At 44.9% G+C, this 14,495-nt stretch carries 12 protein-coding genes; 8 read left to right on the top strand and 4 right to left on the bottom strand.

The window, feature by feature from the left end; genetic code table 11:
• The first annotated feature begins 163 nt into the window (after positions 1 to 163).
• Positions 164 to 1,294, top strand: coding sequence for an NAD(P)-dependent alcohol dehydrogenase (locus tag CIK80_RS00645; protein ID WP_095568463.1), 1,131 nt, complete (start codon positions 164 to 166; stop codon positions 1,292 to 1,294).
• Positions 1,295 to 1,455: 161 nt separating this feature from the next.
• On the opposite strand, the gene CIK80_RS00640 is transcribed toward CIK80_RS00645, so the two are convergent.
• Positions 1,456 to 1,902 carry a DUF2798 domain-containing protein gene (locus CIK80_RS00640; RefSeq protein WP_095568462.1) on the bottom strand — a complete coding sequence of 149 codons (447 nt, stop codon included), beginning with the start codon at positions 1,900 to 1,902 and terminating at the stop codon, positions 1,456 to 1,458.
• Positions 1,903 to 2,186: 284 nt separating this feature from the next.
• Here CIK80_RS00640 and CIK80_RS00635 point away from each other — a divergent pair, with 284 nt between their 5' ends.
• From CIK80_RS00635 to CIK80_RS00620, 4 genes are read left to right on the top strand one after another with little or no spacing between them, the layout of a single operon-like run.
• Positions 2,187 to 3,755: an ABC transporter substrate-binding protein gene (locus CIK80_RS00635; RefSeq protein WP_095568461.1), complete on the top strand. Its 1,569-nt coding sequence runs from the start codon at positions 2,187 to 2,189 to the stop codon at positions 3,753 to 3,755.
• Between the two features lie 52 nt (positions 3,756 to 3,807).
• Complete coding sequence (locus tag CIK80_RS00630) at positions 3,808 to 4,746, top strand: ABC transporter permease (protein ID WP_095568460.1); 939 nt, start codon at positions 3,808 to 3,810, stop codon at positions 4,744 to 4,746.
• 41 nt (positions 4,747 to 4,787) lie between these two features.
• Positions 4,788 to 5,591, top strand: a complete 804-nt coding sequence (locus CIK80_RS00625) for an ABC transporter permease (protein ID WP_095568459.1) — start codon at positions 4,788 to 4,790, stop codon at positions 5,589 to 5,591.
• Entirely contained in the window at positions 5,588 to 7,039 is a 1,452-nt protein-coding gene (locus CIK80_RS00620) for an ATP-binding cassette domain-containing protein (protein WP_095568458.1), read from the top strand. The genes CIK80_RS00625 and CIK80_RS00620 overlap by 4 nt, the downstream gene beginning before the upstream one ends.
• 124 nt (positions 7,040 to 7,163) lie before the next feature.
• Here CIK80_RS00620 and CIK80_RS00615 read toward each other — a convergent pair whose 3' ends face one another.
• Positions 7,164 to 8,501: a basic amino acid/polyamine antiporter gene (locus CIK80_RS00615; protein ID WP_095568457.1), complete on the bottom strand. Its 1,338-nt coding sequence runs from the start codon at positions 8,499 to 8,501 to the stop codon at positions 7,164 to 7,166.
• A gap of 10 nt (positions 8,502 to 8,511) precedes the next feature.
• Complete coding sequence (locus CIK80_RS00610; RefSeq protein WP_257011706.1) at positions 8,512 to 9,423, bottom strand: homocysteine S-methyltransferase family protein; 912 nt, start codon at positions 9,421 to 9,423, stop codon at positions 8,512 to 8,514.
• A gap of 428 nt (positions 9,424 to 9,851) precedes the next feature.
• Between CIK80_RS00610 and CIK80_RS00605 the strand changes: the two genes are divergently transcribed.
• Positions 9,852 to 10,916, top strand: coding sequence for a 2,3-butanediol dehydrogenase (locus CIK80_RS00605; RefSeq protein WP_095568456.1), 1,065 nt, complete (start codon positions 9,852 to 9,854; stop codon positions 10,914 to 10,916).
• A 327-nt stretch (positions 10,917 to 11,243) separates the two neighbouring features.
• Positions 11,244 to 11,753: a hypothetical protein gene (locus tag CIK80_RS00600; protein ID WP_095568455.1), complete on the top strand. Its 510-nt coding sequence runs from the start codon at positions 11,244 to 11,246 to the stop codon at positions 11,751 to 11,753.
• Positions 11,754 to 11,879: 126 nt separating this feature from the next.
• Here CIK80_RS00600 and CIK80_RS00595 read toward each other — a convergent pair whose 3' ends face one another.
• Positions 11,880 to 12,875 (bottom strand): phosphatase PAP2 family protein, encoded by a 996-nt coding sequence (locus CIK80_RS00595; RefSeq protein WP_095568454.1) that lies wholly within the window; start codon positions 12,873 to 12,875, stop codon positions 11,880 to 11,882.
• A 354-nt stretch (positions 12,876 to 13,229) separates the two neighbouring features.
• On the opposite strand from CIK80_RS00595, the gene ampC reads away from it, so the two are divergent.
• Positions 13,230 to 14,405 (top strand): class C beta-lactamase, encoded by a 1,176-nt coding sequence (gene ampC / locus CIK80_RS00590; protein ID WP_095568453.1) that lies wholly within the window; start codon positions 13,230 to 13,232, stop codon positions 14,403 to 14,405.
• Positions 14,406 to 14,495: the final 90 nt, after the last annotated feature.

Here is a 14,495-nt window from a genome sequence, read left to right as displayed (position 1 = left end):
CTCTTCTTGACAGTGACCAAATGCAAGTATATTTTTAAGGTGGCTGCTTTTAATGGATTAATCATATAGATGCTTGTTTTAAAAGCGGTTATATAGAAAAATAGATTGACTCTGCCTTAAAATTACTGGTTTTCATCATACATAACAATAAAGGATTATAAATATGAGTACCACAGAATATACCGATATTACCGCCGCCGTTACCCGCGAAAAAGGCAGTGATTTCGTCTTAGAGCAGGCCAAAATCCGCGCACCCAAAGCGGATGAGGTATTGGTAAAAGTCGTCGCCACAGGCATGTGCCATACCGACATGATCGTCCGTGACCAAGATTATCCTGTGCCATTACCTTTAGTATTGGGTCATGAAGGCGCAGGCATCGTCGAAAAAGTCGGGCCACTGGTCAAAGATATAGCAGTGGGCGACCACGTCGTATTGTCCTATGGCTATTGTTCAAAATGCAGCTCGTGCCATTCAGGTCATGAGGCGTATTGTAAGGAGTTTTATCCACGTAATTTTGGTGGCAGTGACATGGAAGGTAATAACGCGATTCAAGATGCGGATGGCAACCCGCTCAACGATCATTTCTTTGCCCAGTCTTCATTTGCGACCTATGCGCTCAGTTTAGAGAGCAATACCATTAAAGTGTCAAAAGATGCACCGATTGAGCTGCTTGGTCCGTTAGGGTGCGGTATCCAGACAGGGGCAGGCGCGGTAATTAACTCTCTAAAAGTACGACCGGGCACGAGCTTTGTGACCTTTGGTGCTGGCGCAGTGGGACTGTCAGCCGTACTTGCAGCCCAAGTAGCTGGCGCGACCACTATCATTGCAGTGGATGTGGTGCCATCACGACTTGAGCTTGCCAAAGAGCTTGGCGCAACGCACGTCATTAATAGTAAAGAAGAAGATGTGGTCGAAAAGGTACGTGATATTACAGGTGGCGGTGCATTGTTTGCCTTGGAGTCAACGGGCATTCCAGATGTTTTACGTCAAGGTATTGATTCGCTTGGCACGCTTGGGACTATTGGTGTGGTTGGCGCACCTGCCTTGGGTACGGATGCGGGTTTTGATATCAATGATTTGCTGCTTGGCGGTAAATCCATACAAGGTATTGTTGAAGGCGACTCTACGACCAAAATCTTTATTCCGCAGCTGGTCGAGCTTTATTTACAAGGGCGTTTCGCCTTTGACAAATTGGTTAAATACTATGACTTTGAAGATATTAATCAAGCGGCAAAAGACAGTACTGAGGGTACTACTTTAAAACCCATTATCCGTATTGCTGATCAGGCGTAACGGTAGTTTGTCTATCAAAGATGCGAGCATATTAGCGACAACTTATCGCGTAAATCCGCAACAATCTTAACTTTCTCTCAATAAAAAAGGTCTGAGCCATTCGCTTAGACCTTTTTTATTTATCGATCACTTTTTATTCGTCCGTTATCTTAAGTTTAAAATTATTTTGCCCAAAAAATTTCGAGTTTGGGTTTGATAACTAATGAGAGGATGATTGAAAAGAAAATGCCAATCGGTAGGGCGGTCAATAAACTCGCCATCCACATATAGACAAAATGACGCCAGTCAGAAAAATCATTGATATTCATTGTGGTCACCACCGCCATGATTGACTCCATGATGACAGCCATGCATAGCCCAAAGATAACATTCATTTGTACAGTAGAAATCGTTGGCAATAATGTACGCAATATTTTATTGGTTAGCATGGCAATGACACCGCCAATAGGGGCAATACAAACGACGCAAAGCGCAAAAGAGCTCAGCCAAGCACGTAGAAAACCATCCCCAAAACCAAGGTTATTCCAAGTCATTACAAAGGTCAGTGTCCCGCCGATCACCGCTGCTATACTAAAAATAATACCTATTTTTTTTAAAGTCTTAATCATCTACTGATCTCTATTAAACAATTCGAGCACAGTATAGCCATATATTTTTGATAAAAGCAGTCTTGTTCTTCTGGTTTTTTTCTGTACAAAGTGATGAATTTATTCGACATTTTTAGATAATTTAGAGTGCATGAGCTTTCCGTTTTTCTGCTTCAATCATCCTTTAACTTTGTAATGTGAGGAAGCTTTTAACGTATCACGACCATAGAAAAAGGTTTACCTTTGCATGCTTTCGTTATAACATAACGATTTTTTTGAAATGTTATACTATAACGGAATAGCTTATGAGAAAAGTTGGTTTAATTGCGGTTTTGGTCGCATTGGCAGGAATGGCATGGCATTTCATCGCTGGGGCGAGCACGGCGACAAATTCATCGGCATCAATGTCTACGCCGCAAGGCAATGGCGATGATCAACAGGACTTAATCGTGGTCACCCCGTGGGAGTTGACTGCCATGGACCCAAGCAAGTCTGGTTTTATCTTTCAGCGTCTGCAAATTGCCGAGACGTTGGTGGACGCCAAACAAAACGCAGAGTTGCAGCCCATGCTGGCACAAAGCTGGTCGTCTAATGATAAGGGCGATGTATGGACGTTTGTGCTGCGTGATGACGTCGTATTTCATGACGGCTCGCCATTGACAGCGGATGATGTGGTCAAAAGTTTGCAAGTGGCACTCACTAAACCCACCGCTTTGGAATCTGCTGCAATCTTAAATATCAAAGCCATTGACAGCAAAACGGTTGAGATCACTTTAGACAAGCCGCTCATGTCTTTTCCCGCTTACTTGGCGCATGCCACCAGCATTATTTTGGCGAGCGCATCGTTTGATGAAAATAACGAAGTTACAAAGCTATTGGGTACAGGACCCTATTACGTCACCAAATTTGAGCCACCACAAAAAATCGAGCAAAAAGCCTTTGCTGATTATTGGGGCGAAAAAGCCAAGATTCAGGACATTACTTACCTTGCCAATAGTCGTAGCGAAACGCGCACGCTACTGGCGCAGAGCAAACCCAACTACCTCGTATTTACGCTAGATTCGGCGAGCCTGACACGCTTGCAACAAGACCCAAATCTACAAGTTCAGTCAAAGTCGCTGGCTCGTACTATCGAATACAAAGTCAATGCGGACAATCCTTTATTTCGTGATGTTGCCGTTCGCCAAGCGCTTAGTGATGCCATCGATAGACAGGGTCTCGCTCGCTCTGTGATGCATGCAGAAAATGCCGCCGCCGCGCAGATATTGCCGCCGATTTTTAAAGACTGGCAAATCAAAACTCCCACCCAAACGCCTGATCCAGCAGCCATCAAACAACGTTTGTTAGATGCAGGTTTTACTGTGGATAGTAACGGGATGCTACAAAAAAACGGCAAGCCCTTTAAATTTACCTTACGCACGTTTTCAGATCGTCCAGAGCTACCAATTATTGCGACCGCCTTACAAGCGCAGTGGAAAAAAATCGGGGTGGATGTGGACGTGTCTGTGGGCAATTTTTCAGACATTCCTGCTGGTCATCAAGACGGTACGCTAGAGATGGGACTATATGCCCGCAACTACGGCATGACCCCTGATCCTGTCGGCTCGCTCATAGAAGACTTTGATCCAAACGGTAGCGATTGGGGTGTCATGAATTGGCAAAACGCTGCATTGAGCAAGGACTTATTGACGCTTGAGACAACCAAAGGTAATGATGTAGCGACCAAGAAGCGCGTCTCACAGATTATCTTTGATGAGCGTCCTGTTGTGCCTGTGGTGTATTACCAACAAAACGCTGCGGCCCATAAGTCATTGAAGGGGTTAGAGATTGATGGTTTGGAGCGGAATTTTTATTTAAACAAGCTGTCTTGGTAATTTGAGGTTGCCGTAACTCGTTTTATACATTCAAAAATGGTGACTCATAATTATGTTTAAGTATATTTTGCAGCGTTTGTTACAACTGGTGTTTGTCGTTTGGTCAGTTGGTACGTTGACTTTTATTTTGACCCGTAGTTTACCCGGTGATATGGCTTACCGTATCGCGGCTAGTCGCTACGGTTATGATCAAACCGATGCCGCTGCTGCTGCGATTGTGCGTGCAGAGCTGGGTCTGGATCAGCCGTGGTGGCAAAGCTATACCGATTGGCTGCTTGACTTGGTGCAGCTCAATCTTGGGCACTCCTTGGTCAGTGGCGAGGCTATATGGGCTGAGATCTCGCACCAGTTCGGGCATACGCTGGCACTGGCATTGGTTGCGCTGGTGCTATCGCTACTAATCGGACCGCCTTTGGGGCTGCTTGCCGCGCAAAAACCCAATGGCTTGTTTGATCGGTTTACCTTGGTAATCAGTACCATGCTGCGTTCTGTACCAGTATTTATCATTGGTATTGCGCTCATTACGTTACTCGCGGTGCAGATAAAATGGCTACCAGCGGCAGGATATGGCACGCCGCAACATTATATTCTGCCTGCGTTGACCTTAGCGATTGGACTGGCAGCGGTTTCTATCCGCGTCAGTCGTCATGCCATGGTACAAGTACAAACGTCTGAGTATTATGATTTTGCCAAGCTTAAGGGTTTGAGTAAATGGACGGCGTTTTGTCGTCATGGTCTGCGCAATGTGGCGATTCCGATTTTGGCCTATCACTCAGTGCAGCTGGTGTATTTGGTAGAAGGGGTGGTGATTGTGGAGAGTTTGTTTGCATGGCCGGGCAGTGGTCATGCTTTGGTACACGCGATTGTCGCGCGTGATGTACCCATGATACAGGGCACAGCGCTGATCATGGGCGGTATGTTTGTGGTGCTCAACATGGTAGTGGATTTATTGAGCGGTCTGCTCGATCCACGCATTGACTTGGCACGCTAGGTGTTATCACAAACTTACCTGACAAAAGGAATTTTTATTTTATGACTATTTTTAATCGATTCAATACCCTGTCATTGGGCCAAAAGTTTGGTGGTTTTTTATTGCTATCATTGTTGATCTTTGCGTTTTTGCAGCCAATTTATTATCCCATAGATGCCAATATTCAAGATTTGAGCGGTATGCTGCAATCCTCAAGCGTCAGCCATTTGTTTGGCACGGATCATTTTGGACGCGACATGCTGGCACGCGTGGCATCGGCTATTCGATTGTCGTTTTCGCTCATTGTATTATCAGTAGGTTTTGCGTTGTTTTTCGGGTTATTACTTGGGGTGCTCAGTGGCTATTTTGGTGGCTGGATTGACTTTGTTTGCCGGTTTTTATGCGACATCGTAATGGCGCTACCGGGATTACTATTTGTATTGTTGTTCGCTGCTATCGCGCCCAATAGCTTTTGGTCCTTATATCTGGGTATCTCGCTGGTATTGTGGGTGGAGTTTTTTCGCATGGTGCGCGCCATGACGCAGACGATTGCCAGTAGTCGCGAGATTGAAGCGTCGCGCTTAATGGGGATGGATTTTTTCTACTGCTTTAAGCGTCATTTTTTACCCAAGCTATTGCCCGTTGTCGCCACACTTAGTGCGTTTGCTGCTGGTAATGCCGTGTTGGCACTTGCCACATTAGGCTTTATTAACGTTGGTTTGCGTCCGCCCACCGCTGAGCTAGGGCTGATGATGACGGAGCTGTTTCCTTACTACTATCAAGCGCCCTTTGTGTTTTTGCAGCCTATTATTGCCGTCTTCGTTTTGGTCTTAAGCCTACAATTACTTTCAGGAAAAACAAAATGATAGAACCATCATCAATACAAGACGCATCAACAAAAAAAGTCTTGGTAAAAACCAATAACGTAGCGGTGTTTACCAAATCAGGTCTGAGCTTGGTTGAGCCGATCAGTTTGACGTTGCATCAAGGTCAAAACGTCACGATCTTGGGCGAGACAGGGTCGGGGAAAAGCTTGTTGGCACAGGCCATTATGGGTGCGTTGCCTGATGAATTAATGGCTCAAGGTGATGTTTTGATCGAAGAGCAATTGCTGAGCAAGTCGCAGTTACGCGAATATTGGGGACGGCGTATGGCGATGCTACCGCAAGAACCAAGCCGCTCACTCAATCCCACCATGACCCTGCTCGACCAAGTGTGGGAAAGCCTGTGTTTTGTGGCGAAAAAAGTCAATAGCACCAGCAAACAATTGGCAAAAGAAAAAATCGAGCATTTAGGATTGACAGCATCTGCGGATTATTACCCACATGAGCTATCAGGCGGTATGGCTCAGCGCGCCTCTTTTGCAATTGCCACCTCGGGTGGTGCCTATATCGTCATCGCCGATGAACCTACTAAAGGCTTGGATGAAGCCAATAAACAAGCAGTCATCATGCTACTGAAAAATGTTGCTAAAGATGGAGGAACATTATTAACGATTACTCATGACATTGATGTGGCAAGATCCTTAAGTCATGGTGCCAATGATCGTATGATGGTCATGAAAAAAGGAAAATTGCTGGAGCAAGGCAGTGGCGAGCAAGTGCTCAATCATCCAATATCCGACTACGCCAAACAGCTAATCGCCGCCGCGCCGCATAACTGGGATCGTAAAGACAAGACGACCGCTCTAGATCAGCCCTTGCTGAGTGTCCAAGACTTGAGTTTGACTCGTGGTAAGCGCGTTTTATTTGAAGGGCTAAATTTTAGTCTAAAACAATCTGAGATTTTAGGTGTTATTGGCGGTAGCGGCATTGGTAAAAGCTCACTAGGGGATGCGCTCTGTGGTCTGCTCAAACCTGCCAGCGGTGCCATTACGTGGCAAACCATTCCTAAACGCCATCAGGTACTCAAGCTATATCAAGACCCACCTGCCGCTTTTGCCTCGCACGTGCCACTACAAACCTTGCTAAATGATGTCATCAAAAAACATCGTTTAGATGCCAGCCGCGTGCCTGAGTTATTAGAAAAGTTAAAGCTGGATAAACGGATTCTTGAACGTAACGCGCTCAATGTCTCAGGTGGAGAGTTGCAACGGGTAGCTATTTTGCGCGCACTACTTTTCAACCCTGTGTTGTTGTTTGCTGATGAGGTCACCTCTAGACTCGATCCCATCACTCAAAAAGAAACGCTTGATCTGCTGGTGGCGCAGTGTCAAGCGCAGCATTGTACGCTGGTGATGGTCAGTCACGATCATCACATCATGCGCCATTACTGCCATCAAGTGATCGATTTGGAGGATTTTGCCAAGTCGTAATGCGGTTAAAATAAAGAGATACCAGTAGAACAATCACACAAAAAAATAAGTCCAAAAAACGTGCGCTTTTTGGACTTATTTTTATGCAGGATAGTGCCGTGCTGGTATAGATTGTCTTCGGTACTTAGTTCAGAGAGTTGAGTTTACGCTGCCGAGATTGATAGCGGCTATAATAAAAAATCGCCAAACCAGGTATATATAGCAGCAGGGACAACAGTAGATTTTCAACGCCTGCTGCATAAATCAGCCAAACACCATAGACACTTGCTCCAAGACCGATGGCCTTGATAATCCAGCGCTCTGACTGGGCAAACGAGACTTTGACCAAATACGCCCCTACCAAAAAATAAGGGATAAGAATCATAGAGGTGGAGATAATCACCAAGGTGTTATACCCTTCGCCCGTCCAAAAAATCATCAATAAGCAAAATTGAACGGTCAAACTGGTGAGCATCAGTGAGGCAGTGGGTGTGCCTTGCTCGTTTTGCTTAGTAAAGATACGCGGAAACGCATTGTACTTCGCTGCGGTAAACGGCACTTCAGCTGAGTAGAGAATCCAGCTCAAATAAGACGCCAGTACCGAGACAATGAGTCCAATACTAATGACCCATTTACCCACACTGCCCGTCATCTGTGCCATGATGCCAGCCATCGAAGGATTGCTTAGAGCAGCCACATCCATGCGGCTCATTACCCCAAGCGAGAGCAAGGTGATAGCAATATACAACACTAAAGCAAAAATTACGCCGATATAGGTGGCGCGACCGATATCAGAGCGCTTTTTTGCGCGCTGTGATAAGACAATCGCACCTTCTATACCTGTAAACACCCAAAGGGTAATGAGCATTGTCCCTTTGACCTGTTCCATAAAAGGTACATTCAAAGTCTCGCCTGCACGGTCAGCCGTGAAAGTTTGCATATCAAAAGCGTAGTAGGCAAACACAATAAAAGCAATGAGTGGCAAGCTTTTGGCTAAGGTTGCCAGCAGATTAATAAATGCCGCTTGCTTGACACCGCGCAGTACCAAATAGTGTACCAGCCATAATATGGCAGATTCACCTATAAGCGCCCATAGTGTATTGCCTTCACCAAACACAATACTATCGGGCGTATCTACAAAGCTACCCAATGCGGCAAAAGCCACCACCAGATAACCCACCACGCCAATGGTAGCGCACAGCCAATAACCCCATGCCGAGAAGAAGCCGGCCAAATCACCAAACCCTGTTTTGGCATAGGTATAGATGCCGCCGTCCAGCTCAGGCTTGAGACGTGATAAATGTAAAAAGCAGCCTGCGAGGAACAAAATACCCACGCCTGTGATGAGCCACGCAGTGATGATGGCATCCACACCGGCGACTTCCGCCATGTTTTGTGGCAAGCTAAAAATGCCTGCACCAACCATCGAGCTGAACACGATGGCAGTGAGCATGGTTAACCCAATTTTTTGTCCGTTTTGCATGGTGCTATCTCTATTTTGTCGAAGTATCTGTGAAATGCTGACTTAATTCCTGAATATGCTCAGGGCCAATACCGCAGCAGCCGCCAATCAGTGATGCGCCTTGGGTTTGCCATTTTTGTGCCCATGCCAGATAGGCGGGTGGCGTTAAGTCATCACGTACTTCATCTAGGCCATCGTTGGCAGTGGCGTCTTTTGGCTGCGGCGGGAAGGCATTGGCATAAGCACCAAGTTGGATCTGCGAAGCACCTTTGTTTTGCAAAACTCTTTGCGCCACATCAAGTGCTTGGTCGATCACTTCTGGCTGACAGCAGTTAAACAAGATCGCTTCTACATTCAGATCTGCTAGAGTGGCGACGGCTTCTTCTACCGTTTCGCCTGAGCGCAAGCGTGGTACATCAAGATGCTCACTGTCCTCCAGCGTAAATGACACCCAAAGTGGCTTATTGTCTGTATCTAACGTGGTAAGTAACCCTCGAATAGCCACCGCTTCAGCAATCAAGCTTTGGGTTTCAGCCAGCCAAAAGTCCACATGAAAAGCCAGACCTTTGATAAGCGGGGTTGCGATATCTTCTACGTGCTCCGCATCAAACAAGTCGGCACGGTATGAGCCGAATAGTGGGGGGATAGAGCCAGCTACCTTAGTATCTGTGCCTTCAAGTTCGACTGCCGCACGCGCCATCTCGCCTGCTGAGGTGGCCAGATCCTGAGCTTGATTGGCAAAACGTTCATCGCCAATATGAAACGGTACGAGCGCATAGCTATTGGTAGTGATGACTCTGGCGCCACTTTGGATAAATGCACGATGTACATCGCGGACGACGTCGGGTGCTTCTATCATAGCGAGCGCTGACCATTCTGGTTGACGGAATGGTGCACCGCGTTTTGCCAATTCTCGCCCCATACCACCGTCAAGAATTGTGATTGAATTGGTTGACATAATAAGTCCTTATTTGTTGTAAATAGAAGTCTCTACTAAGGCTCTATTTTGAGAAGTAGAATTATTTCAGGGGCGAAATACTAGGCGTAATAAAGAAGATATGCAACCAAAAGTTTGGCAACATTGAAAACTTATCACCTTTACTGTTTGATTGTTTTGGCAGTGATTTATCTTTTACCATCTCTCTCGGATTTTTCATGATTGTTTTGTAGATTACAAATGGTTAGTAGATGATTCAACACAGCCATGTAACAGCAGATAGTGACTGATATTAGTAGTAGGGCCAAGCGTCTTTATTAGCGTTACTTTTGACCAGCAACGGCGTATAGTTGTAGAGTTAACAGCCCAACTTTCATCTGGGCATTACGTTATCGATCAACCCTCGTTGTGTACACTCATTAAAGGAGTATGATATGAAAGCGGCACGTTTTTATGACAAAGGTGACATCCGTATCGAAAATATCCCAGAACCTACCGTTGAGGCGGGTACTGTGGGTATCGACGTGGCATGGTGCGGTATTTGCGGCACGGATTTGCATGAGTTTATGGAAGGCCCTATCTTTATTCCGCCGTGTGGTCATCCGCATCCTATCTCGGGAGAGTCTGCGCCCATCACAATGGGGCACGAGTTCTCAGGAGTAGTATATGAAGTCGGTGAGGGCGTTGATGATATTGAAGTTGGGCAACATGTGGTAGTTGAGCCATATATCATTGCTGATGATGTTTCTACCGCCGAAGGAGAGAACTATCATTTATCAAAAAACATGAATTTTATTGGTTTGGGTGGACGCGGCGGCGGCTTATCTGAAAAAATCGCGGTCAAACGTCGCTGGGTACATCCTATTTCAAATGATATTCCCTTGGACCAAGCAGCTCTTATTGAGCCATTATCTGTCGGCTATCATGCCTTTGTCCGTAGTGGTGCGCAGGCGGGTGATGTGGCACTGGTCGGCGGCGGTGGTCCCATTGGTCTGTTATTGGCTTCGGTATTAAAAGCCAAAGGTTTGACCGTCATCTTGACTGAGCTGAGCGCCAAGCGTAAAGACAAAGCCCGCGAAAGTGGGGTTGCCGATTATATCTTAGACCCTACCGAAGTCGATTTAAAAGAAGAGGTGATGAAAATCACGGACAATCGCGGCGCGGACGTGGCGTTTGAATGTACCAGTGTCAACGCGGTGCTCGACTCATTGGTTGAGCTGACCAAACCTGCTGGCGTGGTAGTGATTGTCTCTATTTGGAGTCATCCAGCCTCCATCAACGTCCATAGCGTAGTGATGAAAGAGCTAGATATTCGCGGCACCATCGGCTATGTGAACAACCACAAAGACACCATCAAGCTGGTCGAAGATGGTTTGGTTGATCTTGAGCCATTTATTACTCAGCGCATCAAGTTGGATGATCTGATTTCAGAAGGCTTTGAAACGCTGATTCACAACAATGAGTCTGCGGTAAAAATCATCGTGAATCCAAATCTATAAGCGATATATTTGTTCAAAACTGGTTTATTAGATTAGAATCAGGGAAGAAAACCAAAAAGCGCTATCTATTCGGATGGCGCTTTTTTTGTGGTGTTTTTACTGAATGTGACAGGATTACTTAGTAGGAAATTATTGAGCATACTATGCGCTTTTGTGCAGCCCAAGTAATTGATTCAAGAATTTTTAAAGTTTTGAGTCAATTGATTGATTGCTGTGGCTAGGTTGGATAATGTTTGAGCATATTGTCCTTAAAAAGAAAGATTGGGGTGTTATAAGTCATAAAAATAATACAGAATAAGATTTTAGGCAAAAAATAATCGAGTAAATATGAATTTATACATAGAGATAGTAGCTGCACTAACACGAGCGATTACGGGATCCCTATATACGGATGATCAAATAAAGTCAATAACTAAAGGTGCTACAGGCAAATACCTCAAAGAGTTTTTCCCTGAAAATAGGAACGAAAAATTTTCTAAAAATAGAGCTGACTTTGCGCGTAATCACATTGAAGCAGCGTCAACAATTATCCGTGATATGCAAGAGGATCTTGAGGCACAAGATGAAAAGTTGAGTACACTTTTGGAAACTATTAGTGAGAAAAAGAAGCTAGCTGATCGATATCAAACGTTAGCGGATGCAAATAAAGAGGCTCTTGATGCTTTTCGAATTGAAATGGAAGAAGCACTTCGTAAGGAGTTAGTAGAACAAGCTAATAATGGAAAGCGCGTAAGACAGTTAGCTGCTGGAATTATATGGATAATCACACTGATAGCCGGCGCATCACTCAGTACTTACTTTAAAGAAATCCTTAATTGGGTTAGTAATGCCTATTAAAGCAGAACTAAGTTATCGCATGATTTCATACAATATGCCACATAAGATTTTGTATGAAAACTCTTTTGCTTTAGTGTTGCCCAAACAATATTCAATGATATGCTTCAAGCATCTCAGTCTCCACCACTACCCAAGCAACGGAAACTGATACATCTTGGCATAAATAAACGTAGCGACAATCACTGCGACAACACTGAACCATACCGTATATCGCTGCGGTGCTGACCATACGATACGCCAGTCAACTTTACCTCTCGCGGTCAGCCACTCTGTCATACTAATGGCAATCGTCAACCATAATATACCCACCAAAAAGCCACCCATTATATCGCTGAGATAATGCTCATTTAATACAATTCGGCTCAGTCCAATAAGCAAACACAATAAAATAGTGAGCGATAATATTCGCACTTGGCGGACGAAGTGAGTGCTAAAGCGAATCGCCATATAAGCCAAAAACCCATACAGCGCAATACTGATGGTCGCATGACCGCTGGGAAAAGAGTAGGTGTGTTCCATCAGCAAAATATCGATCGGTCGCGACCGCTGAAAAGCCATCTTGCTCAAAAACGTAAAAGTGGTACTGCCGGTGGTTGAGATTAGCAGACCGACCAAAATATAAGGCTGGCGTATCGCTGTGCAGAGGATTGCGGTCAGTAGGATGATTAAGCAAATGATTGGCGTAGAGCCTAAGCTCGTGACAAAAATAAATGCAGGCACGATGCTTGAGTCTTGTAGCACGCTCATATGCTGCGACACAAACAGATCGGTGGTCACAATAGAGTCCGCCTCCACGATATCTTCGACCAAGCCTGCAAACAGCGCCAAAATATATATATTTAAAAGTGTCAAAACGGTGAGTATCAAGCCCGAAAAGTGACCACGGGCAAAGCGCTGTGCGATAAATCCAGACGTTGCTGGGTATTTGTCCTGTAGCTGTACCATCAATGGCAGGCGTACGATATGTCTGCGCAGCCAAAGCTCACTGCGCGACATGAATCCTAATAGGCGCTTACCATAGCGAATCATGAGATGCTGTATCAGCCATAACAATGCCATCGTTAAAATAAGCACAATACCCAAGCTGATTAGCTGAGGGTATTGTTCAATAAGAGCAATCATGGATAGTCTATTCCTTTATTGGGGCTGATAGAGCACTAAATCATGTGCTTATCATTGTGCTTATTATGACGGTTGAATGCGGTGATCGACGCTCAAGGCACATTCCTAGCACCCAGTCCAAATTATCGGCTGATACTGTAGCAAACCAGATACGCATTGCTGTCTGATTTTCTTTACAGTGTGTCGTTATTTGAAAGTTTGAGGCCATTCATTACTATTTTCGCATTAGCGCTAAGCAGATACTTGTTTAAAAATATAAATTGCAAAAAATAGAGTGATAAATGAGTGTCAAAGCTGCTACCTTTAACTCTCATTTTCCTTTTGTTATTCATAGAGAGTGTCGGTAAATATCCAATGAAAATATCATCTCAAAAACCTCTAACCAGTCTAGTATTTAGTCTGCTGGCTGCAACATTATTCATCTCTGAAACGGCTCAAGCAGCATGCTCTGATGCGTGTTTAAAGAGTAAAGTTGATGAGCAAGCCAAACAGTTGATGACGTCGCATAATATCCCAGGCATGGCGTTTGGCGTAATCATTGATGGCAAATCACACTTTTATAACTATGGGTTGGCCGATACACAGCGCAATAAGCCTGTATCAGAGGACACTATCTTTGAGTTGGGTTCGGTGAGTAAAACCTTTACTGCTACACTTGCCAGCTATGCCGAGTTAAACGGCACATTGGCGCTAAATGACACGGCAGACAAATATATTCCTTACCTAAAAAACAGCGCGATTGGCAACACAAAACTCATCAACTTAGGAACCTATAGTGCCGGTGGGTTACCGCTACAAGTACCTGAGAGTATCGAAGACCATAAAATGCTAATGCGATACTACAAGTCTTGGCAACCTGAGTTTCCTGTCAATTCCACCCGTTTGTATTCTAATGCCAGTATCGGATTGTTTGGGTATATAGCTGCGCTGAGTATGGACACGGACTACACTGAACTAATGGAAAACAAAGTATTGCCTTCACTAAGTATGAGCAATACTTTTGTGAATGTGCCTGCTGATAAGATGGGCAATTACGCGTTTGGCTATAATAAGTCAGATGAGCCAATCAGGGTCAATCCCGGTATGCTGGATGCAGAAGCGTACGGCATCAAATCGACCAGTGCCGATATGACACGTTATCTGGCTATGAATATGGGGCTACTGCCTCTGGACAATCAGATACAGCAAGCGCTAGATAACAACAGAAAGGGTTACTATCGTACCAGCTCGTTCACACAAGGGCTTGCGTGGGAGATGTATCCTCTACCGACCACATTGGCAACGCTTTTGGAAGGCAATTCAACAGACACTATTTTAAAACCTCAGCCCATCCAAGTGAATGAGCCACCAGCGCCTGTACGCGATGATGTATGGGTCAATAAAACAGGATCGACAAATGGATTTGGCGCTTATATTGCATATGTACCTGCGAAAAAAACAGGCATCGTCATTTTAGCCAACAAGAACTATCCGAATACAGAACGAGTCAAAGCAGCGTATACGATTTTAGAAAGTGCCATTGGTCAATGATAGGATGAGTCATTGATATGATTGATAAGGCATAACCATGATGCCATGATGCCATGAAGCAGTGATTCTAAAACATCATAGCAGCAGACA

Origin of the sequence: Psychrobacter sp. JB193, assembly GCF_002285555.1 — a bacterium.
Lineage (GTDB): Bacteria > Pseudomonadota > Gammaproteobacteria > Pseudomonadales > Moraxellaceae > Psychrobacter > Psychrobacter alimentarius.
Note: the sequence above shows the minus strand (reverse complement) of the source record. Positions and strands in the feature narration are given on the sequence as shown.

What these genes read in the sequence shown, in the direction of transcription:
- CIK80_RS00645 (WP_095568463.1), top strand. Translation starts at nt 164, where the DNA reads ATGAGTACCACAGAATATACCGATATTACCGCCGCCGTTACCCGCGAA.
- CIK80_RS00630 (WP_095568460.1), top strand. Translation starts at nt 3,808, where the DNA reads ATGTTTAAGTATATTTTGCAGCGTTTGTTACAACTGGTGTTTGTCGTT.
- CIK80_RS00595 (WP_095568454.1), bottom strand. Translation starts at nt 12,875, where the DNA reads ATGATTGCTCTTATTGAACAATACCCTCAGCTAATCAGCTTGGGTATT.
- CIK80_RS00605 (WP_095568456.1), top strand. Translation starts at nt 9,852, where the DNA reads ATGAAAGCGGCACGTTTTTATGACAAAGGTGACATCCGTATCGAAAAT.
- CIK80_RS00620 (WP_095568458.1), top strand. Translation starts at nt 5,588, where the DNA reads ATGATAGAACCATCATCAATACAAGACGCATCAACAAAAAAAGTCTTG.
- CIK80_RS00600 (WP_095568455.1), top strand. Translation starts at nt 11,244, where the DNA reads ATGAATTTATACATAGAGATAGTAGCTGCACTAACACGAGCGATTACG.
- ampC (WP_095568453.1), top strand. Translation starts at nt 13,230, where the DNA reads ATGAAAATATCATCTCAAAAACCTCTAACCAGTCTAGTATTTAGTCTG.
- CIK80_RS00640 (WP_095568462.1), bottom strand. Translation starts at nt 1,902, where the DNA reads ATGATTAAGACTTTAAAAAAAATAGGTATTATTTTTAGTATAGCAGCG.
- CIK80_RS00615 (WP_095568457.1), bottom strand. Translation starts at nt 8,501, where the DNA reads ATGCAAAACGGACAAAAAATTGGGTTAACCATGCTCACTGCCATCGTG.
- CIK80_RS00625 (WP_095568459.1), top strand. Translation starts at nt 4,788, where the DNA reads ATGACTATTTTTAATCGATTCAATACCCTGTCATTGGGCCAAAAGTTT.
- CIK80_RS00635 (WP_095568461.1), top strand. Translation starts at nt 2,187, where the DNA reads ATGAGAAAAGTTGGTTTAATTGCGGTTTTGGTCGCATTGGCAGGAATG.